This is a genomic window from Virgibacillus necropolis, from assembly GCF_044793635.1.
GTDB classification, from domain to species: domain Bacteria; phylum Bacillota; class Bacilli; order Bacillales; family Amphibacillaceae; genus Virgibacillus_F; species Virgibacillus_F necropolis_A.
Genome location: NZ_CP084992.1, coordinates 386,163 through 411,687, shown reverse-complemented (window position 1 = coordinate 411,687; position 25,525 = coordinate 386,163). Strand labels below are relative to the sequence as shown.

At 36.1% G+C, this 25,525-nt stretch carries 23 protein-coding genes; 17 read left to right on the top strand and 6 right to left on the bottom strand.

Translation table 11 applies throughout. The features are described 5' to 3' along the window. Nucleotides 1–29: 29 nt before the first annotated feature. Nucleotides 30–1,784: an acyl-CoA dehydrogenase family protein gene (locus LG329_RS02100; RefSeq protein WP_404452938.1), complete on the top strand. Its 1,755-nt coding sequence runs from the start codon at nt 30–32 to the stop codon at nt 1,782–1,784. 296 nt (nt 1,785–2,080) lie between these two features. After that, nucleotides 2,081–3,712, top strand: coding sequence for a peptide ABC transporter substrate-binding protein (locus tag LG329_RS02095; RefSeq protein WP_404456369.1), 1,632 nt, complete (start codon nt 2,081–2,083; stop codon nt 3,710–3,712). Between the two features lie 206 nt (nt 3,713–3,918). Here the strand turns inward: LG329_RS02095 and LG329_RS02090 are convergent, their stop codons facing one another. The 4 genes from LG329_RS02090 to LG329_RS02075 all read right to left on the bottom strand — a co-directional run bounded on the left by LG329_RS02090 (nt 3,919) and on the right by LG329_RS02075 (nt 8,258). Beyond that, entirely contained in the window at nt 3,919–5,289 is a 1,371-nt protein-coding gene (locus LG329_RS02090; protein WP_404452937.1) for an aldehyde dehydrogenase, read from the bottom strand. A gap of 23 nt (nt 5,290–5,312) precedes the next feature. Then, entirely contained in the window at nt 5,313–6,239 is a 927-nt protein-coding gene (gene rnz / locus LG329_RS02085) for a ribonuclease Z (RefSeq protein ID WP_404452936.1), read from the bottom strand. 11 nt (nt 6,240–6,250) lie between these two features. Beyond that, complete coding sequence (namA, locus tag LG329_RS02080) at nt 6,251–7,267, bottom strand: NADPH dehydrogenase NamA (protein ID WP_404452935.1); 1,017 nt, start codon at nt 7,265–7,267, stop codon at nt 6,251–6,253. Nucleotides 7,268–7,529: 262 nt separating this feature from the next. After that, complete coding sequence (locus tag LG329_RS02075) at nt 7,530–8,258, bottom strand: glycerophosphodiester phosphodiesterase (protein WP_404452934.1); 729 nt, start codon at nt 8,256–8,258, stop codon at nt 7,530–7,532. A gap of 68 nt (nt 8,259–8,326) precedes the next feature. Here LG329_RS02075 and LG329_RS02070 point away from each other — a divergent pair, with 68 nt between their 5' ends. The 11 genes from LG329_RS02070 (at nt 8,327) to LG329_RS02020 (ending at nt 19,691) form a co-directional block, all read left to right on the top strand. Continuing rightward, nucleotides 8,327–9,952: a M20/M25/M40 family metallo-hydrolase gene (locus tag LG329_RS02070; protein WP_404452933.1), complete on the top strand. Its 1,626-nt coding sequence runs from the start codon at nt 8,327–8,329 to the stop codon at nt 9,950–9,952. 72 nt (nt 9,953–10,024) lie between these two features. Then, on the top strand, nt 10,025–10,984 hold the full coding sequence (locus tag LG329_RS02065) for an MBL fold metallo-hydrolase (RefSeq protein WP_404452932.1): 960 nt from the start codon (nt 10,025–10,027) through the stop codon (nt 10,982–10,984). Then, a complete protein-coding gene (locus tag LG329_RS02060) occupies nt 10,985–11,779 on the top strand; it encodes an SDR family NAD(P)-dependent oxidoreductase (protein WP_404452931.1) in 795 nt (264 codons plus the stop codon). A 553-nt stretch (nt 11,780–12,332) separates the two neighbouring features. Further along, nucleotides 12,333–12,872 carry a sigma-70 family RNA polymerase sigma factor gene (locus LG329_RS02055; protein ID WP_404452930.1) on the top strand — a complete coding sequence of 180 codons (540 nt, stop codon included), beginning with the start codon at nt 12,333–12,335 and terminating at the stop codon, nt 12,870–12,872. Beyond that, nucleotides 12,847–14,214 (top strand): DUF4179 domain-containing protein, encoded by a 1,368-nt coding sequence (locus tag LG329_RS02050; RefSeq protein ID WP_404452929.1) that lies wholly within the window; start codon nt 12,847–12,849, stop codon nt 14,212–14,214. Before LG329_RS02055 ends, LG329_RS02050 begins: the two co-directional genes overlap by 26 nt. A gap of 205 nt (nt 14,215–14,419) precedes the next feature. After that, complete coding sequence (locus LG329_RS02045) at nt 14,420–14,836, top strand: cytidine deaminase (protein WP_404452928.1); 417 nt, start codon at nt 14,420–14,422, stop codon at nt 14,834–14,836. Between the two features lie 365 nt (nt 14,837–15,201). Further along, nucleotides 15,202–15,633 (top strand): NUDIX hydrolase, encoded by a 432-nt coding sequence (locus LG329_RS02040; protein WP_404452927.1) that lies wholly within the window; start codon nt 15,202–15,204, stop codon nt 15,631–15,633. Nucleotides 15,634–15,706: 73 nt separating this feature from the next. After that, a complete protein-coding gene (locus LG329_RS02035) occupies nt 15,707–16,288 on the top strand; it encodes a histidine phosphatase family protein (RefSeq protein ID WP_404452926.1) in 582 nt (193 codons plus the stop codon). A 655-nt stretch (nt 16,289–16,943) separates the two neighbouring features. Then, nucleotides 16,944–18,473: a malate:quinone oxidoreductase gene (locus tag LG329_RS02030; protein WP_404452925.1), complete on the top strand. Its 1,530-nt coding sequence runs from the start codon at nt 16,944–16,946 to the stop codon at nt 18,471–18,473. A gap of 159 nt (nt 18,474–18,632) precedes the next feature. Next, the gene (locus LG329_RS02025; protein WP_404452924.1) at nt 18,633–19,292 is read left to right on the top strand and encodes an HAD hydrolase-like protein; all 660 of its coding nucleotides are present in this window, start codon (nt 18,633–18,635) and stop codon (nt 19,290–19,292) included. A 105-nt stretch (nt 19,293–19,397) separates the two neighbouring features. Continuing rightward, nucleotides 19,398–19,691, top strand: a complete 294-nt coding sequence (locus LG329_RS02020) for an RNA polymerase alpha subunit C-terminal domain-containing protein (protein ID WP_404452923.1) — start codon at nt 19,398–19,400, stop codon at nt 19,689–19,691. 265 nt (nt 19,692–19,956) lie between these two features. On the opposite strand, the gene LG329_RS02015 is transcribed toward LG329_RS02020, so the two are convergent. Then, nucleotides 19,957–20,766: a LysM peptidoglycan-binding domain-containing protein gene (locus LG329_RS02015; RefSeq protein ID WP_404452922.1), complete on the bottom strand. Its 810-nt coding sequence runs from the start codon at nt 20,764–20,766 to the stop codon at nt 19,957–19,959. Nucleotides 20,767–21,121: 355 nt separating this feature from the next. Here LG329_RS02015 and LG329_RS02010 point away from each other — a divergent pair, with 355 nt between their 5' ends. The 4 genes from LG329_RS02010 (at nt 21,122) to LG329_RS01995 (ending at nt 23,762) form a co-directional block, all read left to right on the top strand. After that, on the top strand, nt 21,122–21,301 hold the full coding sequence (locus LG329_RS02010; RefSeq protein WP_404452921.1) for a hypothetical protein: 180 nt from the start codon (nt 21,122–21,124) through the stop codon (nt 21,299–21,301). Between the two features lie 225 nt (nt 21,302–21,526). Continuing rightward, nucleotides 21,527–22,246 (top strand): ferredoxin--NADP reductase, encoded by a 720-nt coding sequence (locus LG329_RS02005; protein ID WP_404452920.1) that lies wholly within the window; start codon nt 21,527–21,529, stop codon nt 22,244–22,246. 340 nt (nt 22,247–22,586) lie between these two features. Further along, nucleotides 22,587–23,009, top strand: a complete 423-nt coding sequence (locus LG329_RS02000; protein WP_404452919.1) for an Rrf2 family transcriptional regulator — start codon at nt 22,587–22,589, stop codon at nt 23,007–23,009. A gap of 165 nt (nt 23,010–23,174) precedes the next feature. Continuing rightward, nucleotides 23,175–23,762, top strand: coding sequence for a class I SAM-dependent methyltransferase (locus tag LG329_RS01995; protein ID WP_404452918.1), 588 nt, complete (start codon nt 23,175–23,177; stop codon nt 23,760–23,762). Between the two features lie 152 nt (nt 23,763–23,914). Here the strand turns inward: LG329_RS01995 and LG329_RS01990 are convergent, their stop codons facing one another. After that, complete coding sequence (locus LG329_RS01990; RefSeq protein ID WP_404452917.1) at nt 23,915–25,483, bottom strand: hypothetical protein; 1,569 nt, start codon at nt 25,481–25,483, stop codon at nt 23,915–23,917. Between the last annotated feature and the right edge of the window lie 42 nt (nt 25,484–25,525).

Below are 25,525 nucleotides of genomic sequence, written 5' to 3'. Positions count from 1 at the left end.
ATTACGATGTAAAAAGGGAGGTATAAAGGTTGTCCAAATTACAGACAGGAATTCCTGGTGGTTATTTCTTAGTAAATCAAATAAAAGAAAACGAGGCATTTTTTCCAGAAGATTTAACGGATGAACACAAAATGATTCAAAAATCAGCGCAACAATTCGCAAACAAAGAGGTTGAAGCAAAGTATAAGGAAATAGAGAATCAGAATTTTGAGGTTGTTGTGGGATTGATGAAAAAAGCGGGAAACCTTGGATTACTTGCACATAGTATCCCTGAGCAGTATGGTGGCTTAGGACTGGATAAGGTCAGTAAAGGTATCGTTGGAGAACAAATTGGACGTACTGGAAGCTATGGTGTTGCCCATTCTAATCATACTTGTATCGCAACACTCCCAATAACGTACTTCGGGACAAATGAGCAAAAGCAAAAATACTTGCCTAAACTAGCAAGTGGAGAATACATTGGGGCGTATTGTTTGACTGAACCTGAAGCTGGGTCTGATGCAATGTCCGCTAGAACAACTGCACAATTAAATGAAGCAAAGACACATTATCTATTAAACGGTACGAAAATATATATTACAAATGCAGCATTTTCCGATACATTTATCGTATATGCAAAAATTGATGGAAAACAATTTACAGCATTTATTGTGGAAAAGGACTTTCCCGGACTAAAGCTTGGACCTGAAGAAAAAAAGATGGGTATTAAAGGTTCATCTACTAGGTCTGTTATCTTAGAAGATTGCGCGGTTCCGGTAGAGAACCTTCTAGGAGAAGTTGGTAGAGGACATATAATTGCTTTTACCGTTTTGAATCTTGGTCGATTTAATCTTGGATCAGCCTGTGTTGGGGCCTCTAAATATGCATTAAAAACGACGGTTGCTCATATTCAGGAAAGAAAACAATTTGGCCAAGCGTTGGCTGAATTCGGTGTTTCCAAGGAAAAAGTTGCTAAAGTGACAGCACGTATATATGCCGCAGAATCACTACAATATAGAACATCCCAGCTGTTAGAAAGTGTATTGGGGGACTTGGATGGGGGAGCAGATCAACACCAAATTATTGCAGGACTCTCAGAATATGCAATGGAGTGCGCTGTTTGCAAAGTATATGGTTCAGAAACATTGAACTATCTTGTTGATGAAGGGCTTCAACTTCATGGTGGAGCAGGGTTTATAAGCGAATACCGAATTGAACAGATGTACCGGGACTCACGAATAAATCGTATTTTTGAGGGAACAAATGAAATAAACCGTCTTCTTTTGACTGGTCAGTTTTTGAAAAAGTCAGTGAAAGGTTATCTTCCTTACGAGCAGGCTGTAAAGAACGCTTTTCACCGATTGAAGCAAAAGCAATCCATTACTAATAAAGAAAAAGGGCTAGGGTTGATTCAGGATATTCGAGCTATCTATCTCGTATTAGTAGAATTGGCAAGAGGAAAATTTGGTGAACAACTTGAAACACAGCAAGAAGTTTTGATGAAATTATCTGATCTTGCTATTCATTTATATGCATCAGAATCGGTCGTGCTTCGTACTAGAAAAAGTAGTGATTCTGAAGGAGATACTTCCCAAAAGCAAATGTTGACGGATACCTCGCTTGAAGAGGCACTTAATCAAGTGGTGCTAATTGTTAGACAGTTGGAACAGGAGTTAGTAGAGAATAATCCGGAGCTCCGAAATGAAATCTTTTCTACTTTATTATCGTATTCATTTTCGAATTCCATTAATAGAAATAGAAATATAGCTGCCAATATTTATGAGAAAGGCGATTATACTTGTTAACGTAAATAAAGCTGTCACTGCGGTGGCAGCTTTTCCGTTATTAAAGCAGAAGTATAATTGTTGTGATGGATATCAAAGGGAGTTCGATTAAACCCGCCACTTTACGTGGGAACATCGAACTACCACACGTTGCGTGGGCACAATCGATACCTTGCTATACGGCCTCTTTTGTTCTTCTATTCCCTAACCTTTCCTAGTTGTGTTTTTCTATCAATGCCCCGTATAATGAAAAACGTTGATTATTAAAATAGGAGGGGTAACTATTGAAGTACATATTAAAGTGTTTGCCAATTTTAATGATTGTTACATTAATAATTTTGGGTGCATGTAGCAATCAGGAAAAGGAAGAATCATCCAATACTACAGATTCTCAAAATGAGAAAAAAGTAGTTAATATTTCCGCACCTGGGGTAATTCCTAGTTTGAGCCCAACCGTAGCAGATAATGATTTCAGTTTTACTATTATCAATCAAGTGTTTGAAGGCTTATACCGACTTAATAAAGAAGGGGAGCCAGAGTTAGCTCTTGCAGCTGAAGAACCAAAGGTAAGTAAGGATAATAAAGTTTATACTTTTAAGATACGTAAGGATGCGAAATGGTCAAATGGAACGCCTGTAACTGCACACGATTTTGAGTATGCTTGGAAGAAAGCAGTAAACCCTGAAACTGGTGCGGCGTATGGACCACAGTTTGAAGAAATTGTTGCCAACGCATCGGAAATCTTAAAAGGTGAGAAGCCAGTCAAATCTTTAGGAGTAGAAGCATTGGATGATCACACATTAAAAGTGACACTGGAGAATCCAATTCCTTTTTTCAAAGAGTTATTAACGACAGCTATTTTCTTTCCACAACCACAGGAATTTATAGAAAAGCAAGATGGTAAATATGCTTCTGATAGTAAACATACATTATTTAATGGACCATTTGTTTTAGCAGACTGGAATGGAACGGATCAATCATGGACATATAAAAAGAACGAAAAGTATTGGGATAAAGAAGCAGTTAATGTAGACGAAATCCACGTGAATGTCGTAAAAGATACTGCGACTGCGGTAAGTTTATATCAACAAGGCAAACTTGATCGGGTAAACTTGACTGGTGAATTTGTAGATAAGTATAGAAGTAATGATGAATATCATACATTTTTAACAGGTGCAACGTCTTATATTAAAATGAACCAAGGAAAAGACGGAAAGAAAACAAATTTAGCCAACTTGAATATTCGAAAAGCAATGATCATGGCAATCGATAAAGACAAAATTGTCAATTCTATCCTAAATAATGGTTCGATTGTTGCAAATGGTAATGTACCAAAAGGATTATCCGAAAATCCAAAAACCGGTGAAGACTTCCGTGCTGAAAATGGTGATCTTACACAATATGATCCTGAGAAGGCAAAGGAACATTGGGAGCAGGGATTAAAAGAACTTGGGAAAGAGAAGCTGGAAATTAAATTAATTAGTTCTGACTCAGGTACATCTAAGCAATTAGCAGAAAACATTAAATATCAATTGGAAAAAAATCTATCTGGTCTAACGCTTACGATTAAAAATTTGACGCCAAAAGCAAGTATAGCAGCGAATGTTGGCCAAAATTATGAGATGATTATGACTGGCTGGAACGGGGATTATCATGATCCGCTAACATACCTGAACCTATTTATAACTGATAGTCCAGGGAACCATACAGGTTATTCGAATAAAGAATATGATCGACTTGTATTAGGTGCAAAAGGAAGTATGGCAAACGAACCGCAAAAACGCTGGAACGCTATGCTAAAGGCGGAGCGAATGTTGATTGAAGAAAGTGCCGTAATCATACCACTATATCAAAACGGTGCAGCATTCTTACAAAAAGACTACTTAAAAACCTTTGTAACCTATAAAGTTGGTGCAGATAACTATAAATGGATTGACGTAGAGAAATAAACAAAAGCGCAAGCGCCCGTTAAGCGACGTATGGATTGCGCCCACGCAACGTGGGAGGTAAAGGAAATCCAATAGTCGCTGGGCGCTGGAGCTGGACGTGGCCTTGCATGGTGGCTAAGAAATTCAAGGTACACAGTTTATACTTTCTCAACTGCTAATAAAAACTCACACCTGATTTTTAAAAAGGTGTGAGTTTTTATTTGAACTTACTTCATAATTCGTTTTGTAATACTTTGGGCTATTTTACTCCCTGGATAGCGTAATGGAATGTCGAATTTCGTTGTTTGTTTAAGAACACTTTTCTTGTGTGAAAACGTATCGAAGCTATCCTTGCCATGATAGGAGCCCATTCCACTGTTACCAACACCACCAAATGGCAGGTTTGGATTTGCTAAATGGTAAAGGGTGTCATTGATACATCCACCGCCAAATGATAGACTATCTAACACTCTTTGCTGGGATTGAGTGTTTTCTCCAAAATAATAGAGTGCTAACGGTTTTTCTTTTTCCTTTAAGGTTGCAATTGCTTCCTCTAAATTAGCAAATGTCATCACTGGTAATAATGGACCGAATATCTCCTCTTGCATAATGTCATCATCCCATGTGATATCTTCTATTATCGTCGGTTCAATGGAACACAGGTCCGGATTCATACCTCCACCATGCACAATATTACTTTCCGTTAATAGATCCTTTAACCGGTAATAATGATCTTGATTGACAATTCGTCCATATTCTTTATTGTTAATAGGATTCTTGCCGTAAAAGGATTTAATATACTTTTTCATAGATTTAACTAATTTTTGCTTAACTTTCTCATGTACATATAAAAAGTCTGGTGCGACACAAGTCTGTCCAGCATTCGTAAACTTACCCCAGACAATACGTTTTGCAGCTAAGTCTATATTGGCATCCTGATCTACAATTGCCGGACTTTTTCCACCAAGTTCTAATGTGACGGGGGTTAAATGTTCACTCGCTTGTTTCATAATGATTTTCCCAACGGTAGTGCTTCCTGTAAAAAAGATGTAGTCAAATTTCAATTCAAGTAATTGCTGACTAACCTCTTTTTCACCTTCAACTACTGCAACATATTTACTACCAAATGTTGACCCAATCATGTGTACAAGTAGGGAAGATGTCGCTGGTGTAAATTCAGATGGTTTAATTATTGCTGTATTACCAGCTGCTAGTGCACCAATCACAGGAGCGATTGCTAATTGCAGTGGATAGTTCCATGGCGCAATAGTAAGCGTTACGCCATATGGTTCGGCTATAATATAACTCTTAGAGCCTTTATGTGTTACTGGTGTATCAACCTTTTTTGGTTTCATCCATTCTTTCAAATTTTTTAGCGTGACATCTATTTCGCTATATAGAAATCCAAGTTCCGTTGTTAAGGTTTCATATCTTGATTTGCCAAAATCTGCTTCAAGAGCTTGGTAGACATCTTTTTCATAGGTTTTCAGCATGTTTCTGAGCTTTTCCAGCTGTTCTTTGCGAAAGGCGTAGGTAAACGTTTTTTCAGATTTAAAAAATGTACGTTGCTCATCTATTAATACTTGGAACGGGTTCATCCGTAACAACTCCTTCACTAATATTATTTTTTAGCAGGGATGTTCATTACAAAAAAATCATGTGCGAGCTCTGTGTTCGGAAAAATGGCTCGTGCTTCTTGGACTAAGTCCTGGTAATCTTTCTTTTGATAACGTGATGAAATATGTGTTAATACGAGTTTTTGAACAGATCCGTTTTTAGCCAAGTTTGCAGCTTGTGTTGTTGTTGAATGAAAATATTGTTCAGCTAATTGCTCACTTGCATGATTGAATGTAGCTTCATGGACTAATACATCGGACTCTGACACAAACTCTCTATTATTTTCAGTAAAACGTGTATCTCCTAAAATAGAAATTGTTCGTCCTTTCTTGTTAGGTCCTAAAAAATCAGCTCTAGAAATAGAATCACCATTTGGCAAAACGCTTGTTTCTTGTTCTTTGATTTGCTGATAAATTGGACCAGGATGAATACCTTTTTCTTTCAATTTCTCAACAAGCAATTCGCCTGGTTTATCTTTTTCTTCTATCCGAAATCCATAGCTCGGAATTCCGTGATGAAGCTTCTTACAATATACCTTAAAAGTATCATCCTCAAACAATTTTCCTTCCGAAAGCTCAATAATAGATAATGGGTAAGTTAGATGAGTGCCACTTACCCGAAGACTCGTCTCAACATATTCTTTTATACCTTCTGGTCCGTAGATAGTTAGTAAGTCATCGCCGCCTTGGAACGACCTACTGCTCAACAAACCAGGAAGTCCAAATAGATGGTCTCCGTGTAAATGAGTAATAAAAATTTTATTAATTTTTCTGGGACGTATCGATGTTCTTAATATTTGATGTTGTGTTGATTCACCACAATCGAACAGCCATATGCTATTTTGTTCCTGAAGTAATGTTAATGCCAGGGAGGAGACGTTTCTTTCTTTAGATGGTACTCCCGAACCAGTACCAAGGAAAATCAATTCCATATAAATCCCTCCTATTTCCAACCACGCTTGTATTGTGTTGGAGCCTCAATTGATTGACCTAATTCGTCTGCTACTTCTTTTGCCCAGTATGGATTACTCAGCAGGGCGCGAGCAACAAAGATTAAATCAGCCCGATCGTTTTGTAAAATTTCTTCCGCTTGAATACCATTAGTAATAAGGCCAACTGCACCTGTTGGGATAGAAGCTTCTTTTCTAATTGCTTCACAACGTGGAATTTGATAACCCGGATATGCTGAGATTCGTGCCGGTACTACTCCACCAGAACTGCAGTCGATTAATTCAATACCTTGTTTTTTCATTTCCTTCGCGTAATAGAAAAAATCTTCAAGCGTATTACCGTTTTCATTATATTCGTCTGTTGAAATACGAACAAAAACAGGACCGTCCCATTCTGTTTTTACAGAATCAATAATTTCGGATAGGAAGCGGTAACGGTTTTCGCGTGATCCTCCATATGAATCTGTGCGCTTATTTGTTAATGGAGATAGGAATTGGCTAATTAAATAGCCATGCGCACCATGCAATTCAATGATATCGAATCCAGCTTCTTTTGATCGCCTAGCTCCTTCTGTAAACGCTGTAACAGTTGCTTGAATATCGTCCACTGACATTTCTTTTGGCTCTTTAAAATTTTCATTAAAAGCAATAGCAGAAGGGGCATGAATAGTTGATTCTAAATCCGCTTTTCTACCTGCATGACCCAACTGAATTCCTGATTTTGCATCATATTCATGAATTTGTTTATTCAGTTCCTTTAATCCTTCAACTTGCCCGTCATCCCAAATTCCTAAATCTTGTGATGAAATTCGCCCCTCCGGTTGAACTGCCGTTGCTTCCGTAAAAACTAATCCTACTTGTCCCACAGCACGGGAAACATAATGTGTCATATGGAATGGAGTGATTTTGCCGTCTTTATCAAAGCATGAGTACATACACATTGGTGACATGGTAATTCTATTTTTCAGTGTTACGTTTCCAAATTGAATCGGTGTAAATAATTTATTCATTTATATATCCTCCTCGCGCCTACGCTTTTCTTATCTAGCTTTGGCTTCTAGCGCCTAGCAGATAGTTGGTCCTGATGAACGTACGGTAAGGTCACCGTACTTTTCACATGCCCATCTATCTGTACGCCGCTGAACAGTCGCCTACGCTTTTTTTATCTAGCTACGGCTCCTAGAAGCTGCCGTCATAAGCAATGAACACTTCGAGTGCAAAAGAGCTGCACTCTGCGGTCCCTTGCTTATGCGTCTGCTTCTAACCAGTCGCCTACGCTTTTTTTATAATATTTCGTGCTTTGCCTGGAACGTCGGTAATTATCCCATCGCACTCCAAGTTAATACAGCGCTTTATGTTTATCGTTTTATTAACTGTATAGATGCGAATAGCCATCTCTTCTTGATGACATCTGTCTACAAGTTTACGACTAAGTAACCGGTATTTCACATGGATAGCATGGGCTCCTAGTGATTTTGCATAACCAACTAAATCTTTTCTTCGTCTAGATGTAAGAAAGGCAGAATCAATCTGTTTGTCAATCTTTTTCATACGTTTAATACTCCATGGATTAAACGTTGACAATGTGGTACGATTTAATAATCGATAATCCTTTAACATGGTATATACAATTTTTTCTAAGTCCTTGTAGTCTATCTTATTATTTTTTAGTTCTATATTTAAGCATAAAGGCTTATCCTTTATCCAATTAAGAAATTCATCTAATGATAATAAAGTAGTATTCTTCAGGGATGGTGAAAACCATGAACCTGCATCAAATTGTTTTAGTTCCTGGTACGTGTAATCTTTTACGTAACCATATCCATCTGTCGTTCGTTTTAAGCTTTCATCATGAATAAGTATAGGTACTTGATCCTTTGTTAACTGGACATCAGTTTCGATAACATCTGCACCTAACTCATAAGCGAGTTGAAACGCAGGTAATGTATTTTCCGGTGCTAATTGGCTTGCACCGCGATGTGCTATTATTTTTGTAGACAATCGCTTCACCTCATGTATGATTCTGTTTTATTTTCACTGAAAAGTCAATCTATTAGGGGGCATGTAGTATGAAAAACTGGCAAACGAAAGAGGAATTAACTGATCTTCTTTGCTCACTTATAAACCATCAAAGTATAACAGGGAGTACGGCTGAGATTGCACTTCCCGAATACATACATCATTTACTCGCACAAAAGAACTATTTTCTAAGGAATGACCATCATCTGAAACTGCATCCTTTAGACGATGGTAGAAGGTTACTTACTGCATTAGTGAAAAAAGGTAACAAAAAAGAAACCGTTATTTTATTAAGCCATTTTGATGTTGTTGGAGTAGAAGATTATGGGTCTTTGCAGAATTTAGCTTTTCACCCAAGAGAATTGACACAGGAAATGAAACGGCTTAAAGATGAGTTGCCAGACGAGGTTCGTAAAGATATTGAAACGGGCGAATGGCTATTCGGTCGTGGTTCTATGGACATGAAAGCAGGTTTAACATTACATATGTCATTAATAGAACAGGCAATAGATGATGAATTTGACGGTAATATTTTACTAGTAACAGTACCTGATGAAGAAGTGAATTCACAAGGTATGTTAACAGCTTTACCTGTTTTAAACCAGCTTAAAGAAGATGAAGACCTAGTTTATCAAGCATGTTTAAATGGCGAACCTATGTTTAGTAAATATCCAGGAGATTCAGCTTATTATGTATATGCAGGGTCGATTGGAAAGGTACTTCCAGGCTTTTATTGTTATGGTAAGGAATCCCACGTAGGTGAACCATTTGCCGGAATTAATCCTAATCTAATGGTGAGCTTCTTGTCGCAACATCTTGAGTTAAATGAGGCCTTTATTGAAAAAATTGATGATGAGGTCACGCCGCCTCCCGTTAGTTTAATGCAACGCGATTTAAAAGAAGAATATTCGGTTCAAACACCTAATGCAGCTATCTCTATGTACAATGTGTTGTATCTAAAGCAAACCTTTGATGAAATTAATAAAAAATTGCTTGCCAGTACAAAAATGGCTGCACAGGAAATAGAAAGCTATGTGAAGCAAAAAGCAGACAATTATGCCAAATTTGCTACTGATTTTACGATGCCGAATATCAATATTTCCGTCATGATGTACGAAGACTTATATGCAGAAGCTGTAAAACGATACGGTGAGCATGAAGTGGTGAGACGCCAAAATTTATTGGTGAGTCAACGCGATAAGGGTGATCGTGATTTTTCAACATTGCTCGTTCAGGATCTAGCATATATGTGCAAAGACTTGGCACCTATGATTATTTTATTTTACAGTCCCCCATTTTATCCAGCAGTTTCATCTTATGATGATCCGTATATTAAAGACGTGATGGACCATGTGAGAACCTATACGTCATCTACGTACGAAATGGATCTAACGGTTGCTGAATTTTTTACTGGATTATCTGACTTGAGTTTCCTTGGTCCTGTTTCATCGAAAGGTAAACTAAATCAATTAACCATAAACATGCCTCTTCAAAACAATGGATTTGTTTTTCCAGAGGATATCATGGAAAAATTAACTATGCCCATTTTAAATATTGGACCGCTCGGAAAGGCACCACATCAATGGACTGAACGTGTAGAGTTAGTGTACAGCTTTGAGTATTTACCGCATATTTTAACAAAGGCGATTCATCGTTTATTAATCCCTACAGGTTAATATGTGTGACATTTAATTGAATTAGCGATAAAATAGGGGAAACTGAATGATCATTCATTAAGGGGTTTAAGTATGAAAGTAGTGCATGACACAATTACAAAAATAACTATACCAACACCATTTGCGGTAGGCGATACACATGTTTACTTACTTAAAGGGGATCGGTTGTCATTAATCGATGCAGGCGTAAAAACGAAAGAAGCTTGGGAAGCATTAAAAGCTCAATTAAAGAATTTAGGATATCATCCGAACGATATTGAGCAGATTATCTTAACACACCATCATCCTGACCATATCGGTCTTGTTGGGGAATTCCGAAAAGCGGATTCATTAGCAGGACACAAAAATAATGATTTATGGTTAACAAGAAACGAAGAATTTTTCAAACGATATGTTCAATTTTATCGTGACTTTTTTGTTGCCTCTGGTGTACCAAAGTCCTTTAGTGGCTTTTTGAAAAAGTTAGAAGAGCCTTTACAATATGCTGGTGAAGGAAAACTAACCACATTATTAGAAGAAAATAGCCACTTGCCGGGCCATTCGGATTGGCAAGTGATTGATACGAAAGGCCACGCTCAAAGCCACCTCTCATTTTTCCGAGAGGCAGATGGTGCTTTTATCGGAGGGGATCACATTCTCGAACACATTTCGCCAAATCCAATTATTGAACCACCATATAATGGAGAAGAGCGGGCAAAGCCGCTTGTTCAATATCGCAGAAACATAATGAAATGTTTGTCACTCGGAATTTCCACTGTATACCCAGGGCATGGAAAAAATATAACGAACTTGGATGGGTTGGTTCCCGCCCAATTAAAGAAACAGGAACAACGGGCATCAAAAGTTCTTCAAATGCTTCAAGATGGGGAACAGACACCGTTTCAGCTATGCCAAAAACTTTTTCCTAAACAAATTGATAAACAATTAGATTTAACCATGTCAGAAACAACTGGGCAACTCGACTTTCTTGAAGATCAAGAAAAAGTGAGTAAAGCTATGCATGATGGCGTGTATTATTATAAGGTGAATTAAATGAATAATCGGGTAACATCTAAAAAAATTATTGTTACAGGTGCATCAAGTGGAATTGGAGAAAGGCTTGTGTGGCATATTGCTAAAAATGGTGGTATACCAATTATGCTTGCTAGATCCATTGATAAACTAGAAAGAATTCAACAACAAATTAGTGAAGCATTTGGTATTCAGACCTATTGTTATCAAGTTAATCTGCTGGATGAGGCAGAACGTGTTGATGTATTTGACCAAATTCTTGTTGACCATCCACATGTGCATGGTTTAATTAATAATGCCGGTACCGGGTTATTCGAATCTGTCGAATCGATGGACTGGCATGAAGCCAAAAAGATGTTTGAACTAAATGTCTTCGCACTTGTTCAGGGTACACAGCAAGTATTAAAACACTTTCTTGTCAATGGAGAAGGGCATATTGTAAATATTGCATCACAGGCCGGGAAAATGGCGACACCTAAATCATCTATCTATGCTTCTACCAAACATGCAGTTCTTGGTTTTACCAATGCATTAAGAATGGAAGTTGCGGGTAAAAACATCGCTGTAACAGCTGTTAACCTTGGGCCAGTGCGAACGAACTTCTTTAATGATGCAGATCCTACTGGAAATTATCAAGTTCAGGTAGCAGCATATATGCTTGATCCAGACCGGGTTGCAAATAAGATTGTAAAACAATTATTTAAAAGGAAACGCGAAATCAATATGCCTGGATGGATGGAATTTGGCAGTAAGCTGTACACACTTTTTCCAAATGCAATGGAACTCATTTTAAAAAAACAATTTAATAAGAAATGATTCTACAGAATTTCAGGGTGAATGATAGGAACAGCTTTAAAATAGGTCTTTAATATCTCTATTTATCTGCCTGACAATGAAAAAAAGGAGAAATGGTAATGGGAAAGGAATTTGAACTTAGCTTTACTAATAAGCAAGTAAGAGTTTGGTTTATATGGGTGATTCCAGCCATGATTTTAAGCATAGTATTGTCTTTTTTCTTACCAAATGACTTTCAACTAATACCACTATTGATACCCATAATTGCTATTTTTGCTTATTGGACTTGGGTCCATAGAAGAAAGCGTAGGTGAATATAATAGTAAGTTTTACGATGTTGCTAATAGGAATTTCTTTGCTTATTTATGGGATATTTGAATTTAAAAAAGATAAAAAAGGTCTGGAAGGCTATATAAGTATTTTTCTTTCTTTATGTGTATCAAGTTATCTATTGAATTAACGTGTTAAACTGTTATCCGTTTAACACGTTTTTTAATGCAATAAATTTTTTATCTACAAAAAAAGTTGAAACTTTTATACTTATATTCTTCTCTAATGGTAAAGGGGGGCAAACATGAATCATTTAAAACTTATTAGAAAAGCGAAAAATGGAAACAAAAAAGCATTTGAAAATCTACTTTCGCTACATAGTGAACAGTTGTATCGTACTGCTTTTCTTTATACAGGTAATCGCGAAGATGCACTGGATATTGTACAGGAAACTTCTTATAAGGCATTTTCATCAATTGGGACGTTAAAAGAGGATAAATACTTTTCAACATGGCTAACAAGAATTCTCATCTATAGTGCTTATGATCTGAAGAACAAGCAGAAAAAAGATATACCAATTGAAAATGTGGGTGAAATTTCATCAAAGAAAGATGAAAGAAGTATTGAACACATGGATTTAGTTAAGGCGATTAATGAGTTACAGGATACTTACCGTGATGCTATTATTTTATTTTATTATCAGGATCTACCAATTAAAGAAGTGGCTTCAATCATGAACGTACCTGGAAATACGGTGAAAACTTACCTTCAAAGAGGAAAAAAGCGATTAAAAACTATTTTAGAAGGGATGGGGTACAATGAAGGAAAAGTTATTTCAAGATAAATATGATGAAATACATGTCCCGCAAGAAGATGTTCAAAAAGCAATTCGGAGCGGAATACAAAAAGCGAGTGAACGTTCTGAGTTCAAGAAAAAGATAGGAAGAACTAGAAGATTTATAATTTCAACTGCAGCAGCTTTTACTTTACTGTCGTCTAGCTTTTTAGTTCCTTCTGTATCCCATGTGTTGGCTGATGTGCCATTAGTGGGACAATTATATTCTAATTTTAATGATTTAGTAGGAAGAAATCTGGAGTCACAACAACTTATAACTCAATTAGATAAAACAGCTAGTTATAAAGGGATAGATGTAACAATTACGAGCGCTTATTATGATGGAGCGGTTATTGGCGTCACTTTTGATGTAAGTGGAGATGTGAAAACGGATCAAGAGGGTCGACTTTCTGCTTTCTATGAAATCTTTAATGGTCATGAAAGCATTACTGAAAGTAAAGAAATCGTACATTTGGAGTCCACGGATAAAGGTTACACTGGGCATGTACAAGTGAGTTACCCGAAAACAAATTTACCTGATACTGCCACTTTTCCTTTAGAATTTATGAGGATTGGGGAAGAAGAAGGAGTATGGAAATTTGATGTTCCGATTAAACAGTTACCTTACGAGATGATTACAGTAGATAAGGAACGAAGCAATAATGAAGCAAATGTGAAGGTTCATTTTGATTCGATTATCGCAGGGAAAGCATCCACAGCTATTAATTATACAGCAGCCTTTCCAATTGAAGGCAAACATGATCAAGTGCGAATAGAAGCGTATGATGACCAGGGAAATGAGATTAATATTTCGATGGACGGTATCGATTTAGAAAAAACAAAAAAGGATAACCAAGTGATTGTAAAAGGAAGAAGTATTATCCCACAAGAGCTCAAAGGGAAAACAGAATTTATAGAAATACACCCGAAAGTAGCTCTATCTTTAGATGACCAGTTTGTCAAATTAGATCAACAAACACCCGTGGATATAATAACCAGTAGGCAAAATCTATCGGTAACAGTGGAAGATATGGTCGTAAAAGGTGAAAGGTTTGTTATTGATTTTCAATTTAATCATGGGGATAATCATAATAGACACCTCACGAGCTTTAAAAACTTTGCCAGAAATGATGTAATGTTAGTTAAAGAATCTGAGAAAAATGTCTATCAGAAACCAATTAAGCATTCTGTAAAAGTACTAGATAAGGACAATCTTCGCTTCAGAAGTACTTTTGATATTAGTGATAACTTTAATATTGATGATTATGTGATAAGAGTTAATTTAGGGATTTTAAGCGCGAATATGCCACTTGAATTGAAACCAGTAAAAATCAACTTAAATGAACAATAAACTTTTTAATGATTAGATTTACACTATGTAATTGAGTTAGGAGTGTATGCCACAAAAAGGCGCGTATCCGAAATAATGGTTCGCGCCTTTTTACATACAATGGTCTTTTCATTAGAAACTAATCTGAATATTTGTGTTAAAATAAATGTACACAAATTTTACTGGGCTAGTACTGTAATGAGTAACATAAACGGAGGAAAATAATATGGATTTAGAAAAGAAATTATATAAAGCAGTAATTGAATTAATTGAAAAAAAATACCCAACTGGTTGGGGTGGTGCTGCAGCTATGGGGTTGGAAGACGGTACAATTCTTACTAGTATAGCACCAGAGGTAATAAACGCATCTACTGAACTTTGCATGGAAACTGGATCAATATTAGAAGCTCATAAATTGACTAAAAAAGTAACACATTCAATATGTGTGGTTCGTGATGATGAAAACTCAGAATTTAAGGTTCTATCCCCATGTGGTATATGCCAAGAAAGACTGTTTTACTGGGGGCCAGATGTTAAAGTTGCGGTTACTTTACCGGGAAAAGATATCGTTTTTAAAACTTTGTCAGAAGTCCAACCGTATCACTGGTCAGCAGCTTATGAATATGACGATTTATATGAATAAAGATTAAACGCCTTGTAATTGTAAGTCTGAATATTGTGTGTAAGAAAGGAGAAAAGCATGAGAAAGGTTATTTTAATAATTATGTTTGTAATCAACGCATGTTTTATAGCGAATTTTTTTATTGGATTTGACCTTAGATCCAACAATTTATGGACGGTATTTCTCGGCGTGTTTTTCATTATTAGTATTCTTGTGTCTAGCATATTCTTCTTTCGTTCCAGAAAGGATACGGGATACCATCCATACTTATCCATTACTGTTTTGTCAATAAGTATTGGATCTTTTGGCTGGTTCATATTCTTAAATTATCTATCCTTGTTAATGGGATAGAATAAAAAAGGTTTTTTAAATTGGAGGATTTTTGTGTGAGAAAAGGAATAATACGACCGTTGGTAATTTGTATCTTTCAAAAAGATTGTTCCATCTTAGTTGCTGAAGGCTATGATCCGGTAAAAGATGATTATTTTTATCGTCCAATCGGTGGTGGAATAGAATACGGAGAAACGAGCGCAAATGCGTTAATTAGAGAGGTTGAAGAAGAAATAGAGGAGGCTATTCACAGTCTTGAATACATAGGAACTATCGAAAATATTTTTACGTTTAACGGGGATATAGGACATGAAATAGTTCAGGTTTATGATGCAAAGTTTGTTGATACTGCGCTTTATGAAAAAGATTCGATTGTAGGAAAAGAGGATGATGGAAAAACATATAAAGCAATGTGGAAGCCTATGACCGAATTTCAAAAAGGGCAGTTACACCTTGTACCTGAAGCCCTTTTAGATTTAATCCACTAGAACAACAAAAATGTTTATGGTGGTAGTATTGTAATTCTTTCTTCAAAAACTTTTAATGATTGGATGTGTGAATATGGTTAGAATTGGTATTATCCGTCACGGGAGTACAGCCTGGAATAAGGAAAGAAGGGCGCAGGGGAATTCGGATATTCCGCTCGACATCGATGGACATTCAGAGGCTACTAAACTTGCAGAACGTTTGAGTGAAGAAGAATGGGACATCATCTATTCTAGTAATTTATTAAGAGCAAGGCAAACTGCTGAAGTTATTGGTAATAGATTGGGTCATAGTAAAATTTATTCGGAACCAAGGCTGCGTGAAGTAGGCGGCGGGCGGATTGAAGGGACCACGGAAGAAGAAAGAATTGAAAAGTGGGGTAGCAATTGGAAGGAATTAGACTTAGGGATTGAAGGTGCAGATAGCGTTATAGACAGAGGACTATCATTAATTCACGAGGTAATACAAAACCATAACGGAGAGAGCGTATTAATTGTTAGTCATGGATCTTTCATTAAACATCTGCTCAGAGAGTTGTTTCCCCATTTAAACGAAAAGTCGCTGAAAAACTGTTCCCTAACTGTTCTCCAAAAGAAAACGAGTGAGTGGGAACTGGAGCTACATAATTGCACGCGACATGTAATAGAGAATGCATAGGGCAGTACTCATTTAAATTTGCCCCTGTGTTGATATAAAAATACATATTATATATAATTAAATATTAATTGAAGGAGTGATTATTGTTAGCTTCATCATTGTAGTATTGGGAATTATTTCTTCAGCTATGTTTCTTTATTATTGGGGTAAATCAGGAAATGATTATGATGGTTAATAACCCAAGTTTTACGTTGATCTGAAATAACAGAGGTCTTTAAGGCTATATAAGTACAAAATGGGTCCTCTACTATCACAAACATTAAAATGTAAAGCTAAATGACCATCAATTCTTTTATGTGTAATTTGATGGCCATTTTTTCTGTTTATAATAGCATTTTCGGTTTAATACCATTAAAATTGTAATGTGATACAAAGAAGCTAGTGTATATCTACAATTTCATATGTAAATTGGCATACAAACATTTACCAATTTATTTGTAAATGTTTGACTTCCCCTGATTTTGAATATTTATGTTAAAATAAATACAGAGATTATGAAGAAATGTACTTAAACTTTAGTAGATATTTAAATCTATTAATAATTGTAATACACTAGAATATGGTTATAATCGAGACAGATAAGGTGTGTGACTAGGTGGCCTAAGCAGGAGAGCCTACATCCTTTCTGTAAATATAGGGAGTAAGGAAGGTTAAAATGAGCAACAGTGAATCTAAAACAGAAGTCATCTTAATTGGCGCCGGAATCATGAGTGCGACTTTGGGCACACTCCTGAAAGAGTTAGTACCGGAATGGGAAATTAAAGTGTTTGAGAAGCTTGAAAATTCAGGGGAGGAAAGCTCTAACGGGTGGAATAATGCGGGAACAGGGCATGCGGCACTGTGTGAGCTTAACTACACAACTGAAAAACCGGACGGATCTATAGATACTAGCAAAGCTATTAAAATTAATGAACAGTTTCAGCTTTCAACGCAATTTTGGTCTTATCTTGTAAACAGCAAGCTGATAAATAACCCGCAGGACTTTATCATGCCATTGCCTCATATGAGTATGGTTCAAGGGGATAAAAATGTAACGTTCTTGAAGAAACGTTTTGAAGCGCTGTCAAACAATCCTTTGTTCCACGGGATGGAATTTTCTGAGGACCCAGCAAAACTGATGGATTGGATTCCGCTTATTATGCAAGACCGCACATCCAATGAAGCAATAGCGGCAACAAAAAATGACTCTGGAACGGATGTAAACTTTGGTACTTTAACGAGCAAGTTGTTTGACCACTTAAAGACTAAAAACGTCGATATAAAATATAAACAAAGTGTTGATAATCTTAAACGTACTAGCGATGGTTCATGGGAATTAAAGGTGCGTAATGTCGATAGCGGAAACATCGAACACCATACTTCAAAATTCGTCTTTATCGGAGGTGGGGGCGGAAGCCTGCATTTACTGCAAAAATCTGGTATTCCTGAGGGAAAACATATTGGCGGATTCCCAGTTAGCGGAATTTTCATGGGGTGTAATAATCCGGAAGTTATTGAGCAACATCATGCTAAAGTATACGGGAAAGCTAAAGTTGGTGCTCCACCAATGTCTGTTCCGCATCTTGATACACGATATATTGACAATAAAAAGTCGTTGCTATTTGGACCATTTGCCGGCTTCTCACCGAAGTTCCTAAAAACAGGTTCAATGTTCGATTTAGTAAATTCCGTAAAACCGAATAATGTCTTAACTATGTTGGCGGCAGGCGCAAAAGAGATGTCATTGACAAAATACCTGATCCAGCAGGTTATGTTATCGAAAGAACAGCGCATGGAAGAATTACGTGAGTTTATCCCGAACGCTAAGAGCGAGGATTGGGATATAGTAGTAGCTGGACAACGTGTACAGGTTATTAAAGATACTCCTGAAGGCGGCAAAGGGACGCTACAATTTGGTACGGAAGTTGTTAGTGCCGATGATGGCTCGATTGCAGCATTATTGGGTGCTTCTCCAGGTGCTTCTACTGCTGTTCACGTTATGCTTGATGTAATTAATAAATGCTTCCCGCAACACATGAAAGAGTGGGAACCAAAAATCAAAGAAATTATTCCTTCTTATGGCGTGTCACTAATGGAGAATCCAGAGCTTCTGCACGAAATTTATACTTCAACAACAGAGACGCTTGGTCTAAGAGAAAAAGAGCAAGAAGAACATGAAGAGCAAAGAGAGCTAGTCTATAGTTAATTCTTTGGTTAGAATCAAAGATATTTAATGAAAAAGTTTTTCATAAATAATTTAAAACACAGAACCTTTGATCTATCTTTGGATTAAAGGTTCTTTTTTTAAAAATTCGCAGATAGAGAAGTTACGGTGAAAATCATTTTAAAAGGAAGAGAAAAGTAAATGTCTCAATCACTAATATTTGATATGGATGGAACACTATTTCAAACAGATAAAATTTTAGAATTATCACTTGTTGATACTTTTGACCATTTACGATCATTAAGTAAATGGGATACAGTAACCCCTATTGATAAATACCGTGAAATTATGGGTGTACCTTTACCAAAAGTATGGGAAGTCTTGTTACCCAATCATTCCAATGAGGTAAGAGAACAAACTAATGCTTATTTTCTGGAAAGATTAGTTGAAAATATAAGAAGTGGGAAAGGTGCTCTATATCCTAATGTGAAGGAAGTTTTCAGTTATTTAAAAGAGAATAATTTTTCAATTTACATAGCAAGTAATGGTTTAACGGAGTATTTAAAAGCAATTGTGAGTTATTATAATTTGGATAATTGGGTTACTGAAACATTTAGTATTCAACAAATACAAACGATGGATAAAGCAGATTTAGTTAAGACAATTATAGAGAAGTATAGTATTAAAAATACGGCAGTGGTCGGAGATCGTCTATCTGATATAAACGCGGCTAAAGATAATGGTTTAGTTTCGATAGGATGTAATTTTGATTTTGCACGAGAAGATGAACTTTCTCAGGCTGATATGGTAATAGATGACTTAATTGAGTTAAAAACAATATTGCCTAAATTAAATATATAAGTATTCTAATAGGGTGTAACAATTTCAATTTCAATAAGGCTAAAACTTTTCTATACAGAAAAAGATGAAAGGAAGCTAAAAATTCTTGAGAAAAGAGGTCATTAAATGACTACTTCAAAGAAAAATGTAAGGACTTGTAACAAAGGACACAAATATTATAAAAGTAGTGACTGTCCAACCTGCCCAATTTGCGAGCAAGAACGGAAACCTAATGACGGATTTCTTTCACTACTTGGAGCACCAGCCAGACGGGCGCTAGAGAACAATGGAATATCAACTTTACAACAGCTATCAAACTTTAGCGAAAGCGAGATTTTACAATTTCATGGTATGGGACCAAGCTCTATACCTAAACTTAGGGCGTCTTTGCAGACAAAAGGGTTATCATTCAAAAAGTAGTCCTACAGGGATGTATTTTTATGACAACTAGATGATAAGCCATTAAATTTTAAAAAAATTGAAATGGATTATTAAGTCAAGCTTTGGAGCAATTTTCTCCAAAGCCTTTATAAATAGATGACACTAGAGTTCGAAAAGAACGGGGAATTATTGTTTTATTTTCGCTATATTCTTTGGTTGTATTTCTATTCTTTCGTAAAACATCTTAGGAAGTTAGGAATGTATCCGGGAAAGTATTTCTATTAAAGACCTTTCCATGTCACAATTAGTTGATGATGGTAACGTCTACTATTCTTCTGCCCCAGTTGTACGCTTGATCTTTAGTCGGAAAATGGACATCTATTTTATTCCCATTGATAGCACCACCGGTATCCGCTGCCACGGCATACCCATAGCCTTCCACATAAACTTTTGTGCCAAGCGGAATAACGCTCGGATCAACGGCAATAACTTTCGCATTCGCATTCTCCCTCAAGTTCACACCTGTTGCGGTTATCCCTGAACATCCTGTGCAATATGCTGTGTAAGCAGTTGCCTCAACAGATAATGTTCTGCCTTCTACTTTTGTTTGTTGTTTCTTGGACTCTTTTTTCTCTTCCAGTTTACTTACATCCCTACTTGCTTTCACTTCGACTGATTCGGATTTTGAGACATGAGCATCTGTATTAGTTTTTTGTTTCACTTGTTTTGTTGCTTCCTGTTGTGTAGTTTCCGGCCCATTTACTATCAACTGTTGTCCGGTTATGATCAAATCAGTAGGAAGATCATTCCACGCTTTTAGATTTGCGACCGTTACGCCATCACCGTAATCTTTGCTGATCTGGCTCAGTGTATCTCCCTTTTGTACCATGTAATGCTCTATTTTACTTTCATTAATTTTCAATACTTGTTTTGGATAAATCAAAGAAGAGTCTAATCCATTTATATCCATTAACTCTTCCACGTTTGTATTATGATTGATTGCAATATTCCAAAGAGTGTCTCCCTTTTGCACTTCATATTCAGCTGCAGATACGGATATTGCAGAAATGCCTATAAAAAATAAACCTACAAATAAAGATACTAACTTTTTCATTATGTAGTCCCCCTTTATTTATTGACAAACTAATCGTACCACGGTATCTCTTTATTTGTGGTTACAGCTTGTTTAAAAGAGGGTGACAAGGATTACAAATAAAATAAATTAAGATTAATAGGTTCTATTCGCTCTATCTCTTGCATAGAATATACTAGAGGCCTTTATGCCATTGACTAGTTATATTGATATCCTACCATTCCTGTGGAGGATAAAATCATCGTCAATACTATAAATAGAGTGAAAATGGACAGGGAATTGCTAGTTGTATGTTTTGACATTAAAAACTAATAAGTGGCTACCGTAGTTGTGCTAAAATGGCAGGTTGGTTAACAAAACATTAGGAGGGATTTATTTGCTTTCTAACATCTTATGGGGATTGTTTTTGATTCTATTTATTACTTTAATGGTTTACTTTGATAAACGAAAACAAAAAAAGAAATTCCATACCCCTTATCGCGAAAAAACAGAACAGGAAAAAGAAGTTGAAAGGGCTATTGAAAAAGATAGGTATCGTGGACCTGGAGGAATGTGATTCTTGGTTTTGTTCCTCACCTGGATGACATTACTTGAACATGCTATAAGAAGAAATGAAAATTATAAAATTGATCTACATCAAATCGGGCGCGCGCGCAGATCAGTAATAAGAGATTGTGCTCCTTTTTAATTGCGAGTTCCGGATACATATTACACGTTAAGGTTGTAAAGAATATAAATAAAGAAGTGTTAGATAAGTACCGGAGGAAGGGAGTAGGAGCAAATGCTGCCGAAATACAAAGCAAAATTACGAAGAAAAGAAGAGATAGCGAATGACACGATGGCCTTTTACTGGGAAAAGCCTCAGGGGTTTACATTTAAAGCTGGACAATATTGTGATATGACACTGATTAAACCGAAAATGACTGACGAGGAAGCTAAAGAGCGTGCTTTTTCAATGGCATCCGCTCCATATGAAGAAGAGGTTATGACGGCCACTCGTATATCCGATTCGGCATTTAAACAGATGCTGGAAGATTTCACGGTTGGTACAGAGGTGAAATTTGATGAGCCCCGCGGTGAATTTACCTTGCACGAAACCGAAACGACGCCGGCCGTATTTATAATCGGAGGTATCGGCATCACGCCGGTGCGGAGCATCATTGCACAGGCTACACATGACCAACTAACTCACAAGCTCACCCTGTTGTATTCCAATGAAACGCCCGTAGATTCAGCGTTCATGGACGATTTAAAGGGCTTTGCCGAAAAGAACTCCAATTTTACGTATGTGCCCGTGATGACTGATACTGAACCCAATGAATGGAGTGGAGAAAGCGGTTTGATTGACGCCGATATGCTCAAGAGAAATGTATCGGATATTAGCACGCCGATTTACTATCTGTGCGGTCCTCCTGATATGGTCAAAGATATGCATCAAATGCTCGTTGATACGGGGGTAGACGAAAACAACATCCGGATAGAAGAATTTTCGGGTTATTAAATAAAAACAATAATTACCTATATTTATATGAATATGAGTACAGAGTTGTTTTTCATATGTACCTGTAGGATGTTTCACACGTGAATTCCATTGGGAATTCGCGTTTTTTTTATGCGCTTTTGTTCTTTTAGTTCTTAGAATACCAGAAACAATCAAACGGATGCGATTGCAAGAGGGGCAGTCGCTTTTTGTGCTAACGAAGCAGTTGAACAAGAGGAACAGTTTGATAGGACTTATAGAATAAAAGAAATAAGGTAAACATCTTGACATTTATTTGATTTTAATTTAAAGTCAATTAAGGATATTAAAGGTCCTTAATGTATCTTTTAGGAGGGATATAATGAAATATTCAAAAGCCACAAATTATGCTTTACACACAATGGTATATTTAACTTTAACACCAAAGGGAAAATCTATTGGAGTAGAACAGTTAGCTAAAATGCAAAATCTCTCACCAACATACCTTTCTAAGATTTTAACAAAACTTGTTAAAGCAGGACTAATCGAATCAAATCCTGGTGTTAATGGTGGATATAGTATAGTACGACAATCTCATGATATGTCTTTTTTAGATGTAATTTACGCTATTGAAGGTAAGACAACTTTTTTCAGTTGTTCATTGGAACACGAACAACTATCTAGAAATGAAGATTGCTTAATTGAGAATGTAATGTTTAAAGCAGAAGAAAAGATGAAAAATGAACTAAACAAAAAATATATTATTGATATTGCAAAACAAATCAAATCAAAAAATGAATTGTAATTAACAATTGTTACAATTTATTTTTTATACTAATTATAGATATTAGGAGTCTTTAAAGTATTTAATTGAAGGGAGAAGATAAAATAATAAGTGACTTAGTTAATGAAGATTTTTAAAAGGTCAAAAGCGATAAACTACTCATTATTAAAAAGGAGAATTAATTATATGGAAAAAAAAGATCACAATTCTATAGAAATGAAACGTTTAGCAAAAAAAATTGAATTCCTTGATAACCCTGAAAGAAGAGGAGATATACTGCCAGAAAAACTACTGAATATGCTTCCTGTAAAGAAAGCTGGTAATTTCTTAGATTTAGGTGCAGGAACAGGGTACATCACAATCCCAGCTGCTAAAATAGTGGAGGGGATGGTTTTTGGATTGGATATAGATTCTAATATGTTAGAGGTTATAAATTCCAAGGCAAAAAAAGAAAATATTACAAATGTCAAAGCACTTAAAGGTAGTATTGATGATATTCCGCTATCCGACAATTCAATTGACTTTGCATTAGCTTCATTGGTTCTACATGAGGTAAAGAAATTATCTAACTCATTACAGCAAATTAAACAAGTGCTTAAACCGGATGGATATTTCGTTTGTATTGAAATTGAAAAGAAAGATAATCCTACCCATAGCCATCCTAGAATTGCCTCATCAATTATGGAACAAGAAATAACGAATGCAGGACTGAGAGTAACAGAGAAGTTATATCCGACAGGTGGTATATACATTATCATTGCAAAGAAACAATAACTGAAGATGGTGAAGAACTGTCCTTCAACGGGCAGCGTTAGTTGAGGAAGCATTTGAAAAATATAAAAGGATCCCGGTTCAATTAACTGAACCGAGATCCTTTATTTTTAATACAAAAAACGGTGCAATTAGTTATACAAATTTAGCAACATTTAAAGTATATAGGGACCAAAGAATGTTGTTAATAGGAGAATATGTACACCTACAAAGTACATAATTCTTACGGCGCCATCCCATCCATTTGCTCGTTTTGTTACTTGCACGATACCAAAAGCTATGGCAGCAAATAAAAACATATAGAAATAAGAGCTTCCATTAAAGATTAAATAATCTGGCGCATTCATATAAATGTTGTTTACAAAAAATTGATTTTTCAATACTAGTGCTGCAACAGCATATATTCCAATTCCGGTGTAAAAAAACCAACTCGGATCGTAATCAATCGTTCTCGTTCTAAAGAAATACAGTAGAGCAATGAAAGCTATCGGCCATATAAACCATACGGAAGATATCGCAATAGCAAAAATAGATGAAGATAACATTCCAAGCGTTTTACCAAGTGCTCGTATCCAGTCATCTTTATCAAATCCAGCCGCTTGACTAATTGCAGCAATATTACTCGATGAAATGTTTATTTCATTACCATCTGAATCCATATCCAACCATGCGATTGTTTCATCATTAATCCATTGTGGTTCGCTTGATATTGCAGGACTATTACTACGTCGTTCGGTTGTTGTCGTACCATTTTCATGTATTTCTGCTTTGTAAATATTGAAGGCGGTACTATCATTATATTGTGTTTCGGTTTGACCATTTGCTTGGAATAATAAATTGGGTTTGCCCTCTTTGTATTTCAGAATGACATTTGAAATCTCGGTCAAATTACTATTTCCTGCGGGGTCATGTAACGTTATTTCATGCAAAGGTTGCGGACTTTGTTCAGAAATCGTTGTTTGCATAAAATAGTTAAAAAATACTGGTTTTCCTTGAGATGTTTCTAATTCTTCCTGAAGCACTACCCCGAATTTTTGACCATCAAGTGCATATGCTATATTTGTTACAATTTTCCCAGGTTCTACATTAACTACAGTCTGATATATCTTGTTAGCGTCGCCGTTTTTCAATTTATATAGCTTTATATTGACCTTTTGGAGTTCCAATGTATACGTTAATATATTTATCCCGTCTGTGTTTTGTTGTGCAATGACATCCTGCTTATTTAAATCAATATCCATAATCTTTGTTGATTCCTTATTTTCTGGAGAAAGCCGATATAATACATTTTCTTTTATATAAAGAATGGTGTTTTTCAAAGGATAGAACCGCTCAACATCAGAGATAATTTCATTCTTTTTTTTATCGTATATATTTGTATAGTCAAAATAGATAAGATGATCATCCTGTTGGTAAACCTGTGTCCACTTGTCTACTGGAATGTCATATGTTTTTATGTCTTGTACAATGAATTCATCAGTAATCGTTGTTGTAGCTAATTTTTCATCTTTAAAACTTGTTATGATATATTCTCCATTTTTTGTCTCTTTTATAGGTGGTAGCCTATTCACATCCGTTTTACCAATTGTTAGACCTCTACTCCAATCTGATGCAGGTTGTTCCGTAACCTTGGAGAAATTTTGATAAAATAATAAAGCCAATCCAAAAACAATAATGATCCCAGGTATAACCCAATACAGCTGTCTTATTAAATTTCTATTCATTTTTAACCCCCGTGTTTCTGCTGCTGCGCAATTTGTCTTTTT

Bases quoted from the DNA above. Each gene is read 5' to 3' on its own strand.
- LG329_RS02060 (WP_404452931.1), top strand. From the start codon at position 10,985: ATGAATAATCGGGTAACATCTAAAAAAATTATTGTTACAGGTGCATCA.
- LG329_RS02000 (WP_404452919.1), top strand. From the start codon at position 22,587: ATGAAATATTCAAAAGCCACAAATTATGCTTTACACACAATGGTATAT.
- LG329_RS02005 (WP_404452920.1), top strand. From the start codon at position 21,527: ATGCTGCCGAAATACAAAGCAAAATTACGAAGAAAAGAAGAGATAGCG.
- LG329_RS01995 (WP_404452918.1), top strand. From the start codon at position 23,175: ATGGAAAAAAAAGATCACAATTCTATAGAAATGAAACGTTTAGCAAAA.
- LG329_RS02090 (WP_404452937.1), bottom strand. From the start codon at position 5,289: ATGAACCCGTTCCAAGTATTAATAGATGAGCAACGTACATTTTTTAAA.
- LG329_RS02055 (WP_404452930.1), top strand. From the start codon at position 12,333: ATGAATCATTTAAAACTTATTAGAAAAGCGAAAAATGGAAACAAAAAA.
- LG329_RS02015 (WP_404452922.1), bottom strand. From the start codon at position 20,766: ATGAAAAAGTTAGTATCTTTATTTGTAGGTTTATTTTTTATAGGCATT.
- LG329_RS02065 (WP_404452932.1), top strand. From the start codon at position 10,025: ATGAAAGTAGTGCATGACACAATTACAAAAATAACTATACCAACACCA.
- LG329_RS02025 (WP_404452924.1), top strand. From the start codon at position 18,633: ATGTCTCAATCACTAATATTTGATATGGATGGAACACTATTTCAAACA.
- namA (WP_404452935.1), bottom strand. From the start codon at position 7,267: ATGAATAAATTATTTACACCGATTCAATTTGGAAACGTAACACTGAAA.
- LG329_RS02035 (WP_404452926.1), top strand. From the start codon at position 15,707: ATGGTTAGAATTGGTATTATCCGTCACGGGAGTACAGCCTGGAATAAG.
- LG329_RS02070 (WP_404452933.1), top strand. From the start codon at position 8,327: ATGAAAAACTGGCAAACGAAAGAGGAATTAACTGATCTTCTTTGCTCA.
- LG329_RS01990 (WP_404452917.1), bottom strand. From the start codon at position 25,483: ATGAATAGAAATTTAATAAGACAGCTGTATTGGGTTATACCTGGGATC.
- rnz (WP_404452936.1), bottom strand. From the start codon at position 6,239: ATGGAATTGATTTTCCTTGGTACTGGTTCGGGAGTACCATCTAAAGAA.
- LG329_RS02095 (WP_404456369.1), top strand. From the start codon at position 2,081: ATGATTGTTACATTAATAATTTTGGGTGCATGTAGCAATCAGGAAAAG.
- LG329_RS02050 (WP_404452929.1), top strand. From the start codon at position 12,847: ATGAAGGAAAAGTTATTTCAAGATAAATATGATGAAATACATGTCCCG.
- LG329_RS02045 (WP_404452928.1), top strand. From the start codon at position 14,420: ATGGATTTAGAAAAGAAATTATATAAAGCAGTAATTGAATTAATTGAA.
- LG329_RS02020 (WP_404452923.1), top strand. From the start codon at position 19,398: ATGACTACTTCAAAGAAAAATGTAAGGACTTGTAACAAAGGACACAAA.
- LG329_RS02030 (WP_404452925.1), top strand. From the start codon at position 16,944: ATGAGCAACAGTGAATCTAAAACAGAAGTCATCTTAATTGGCGCCGGA.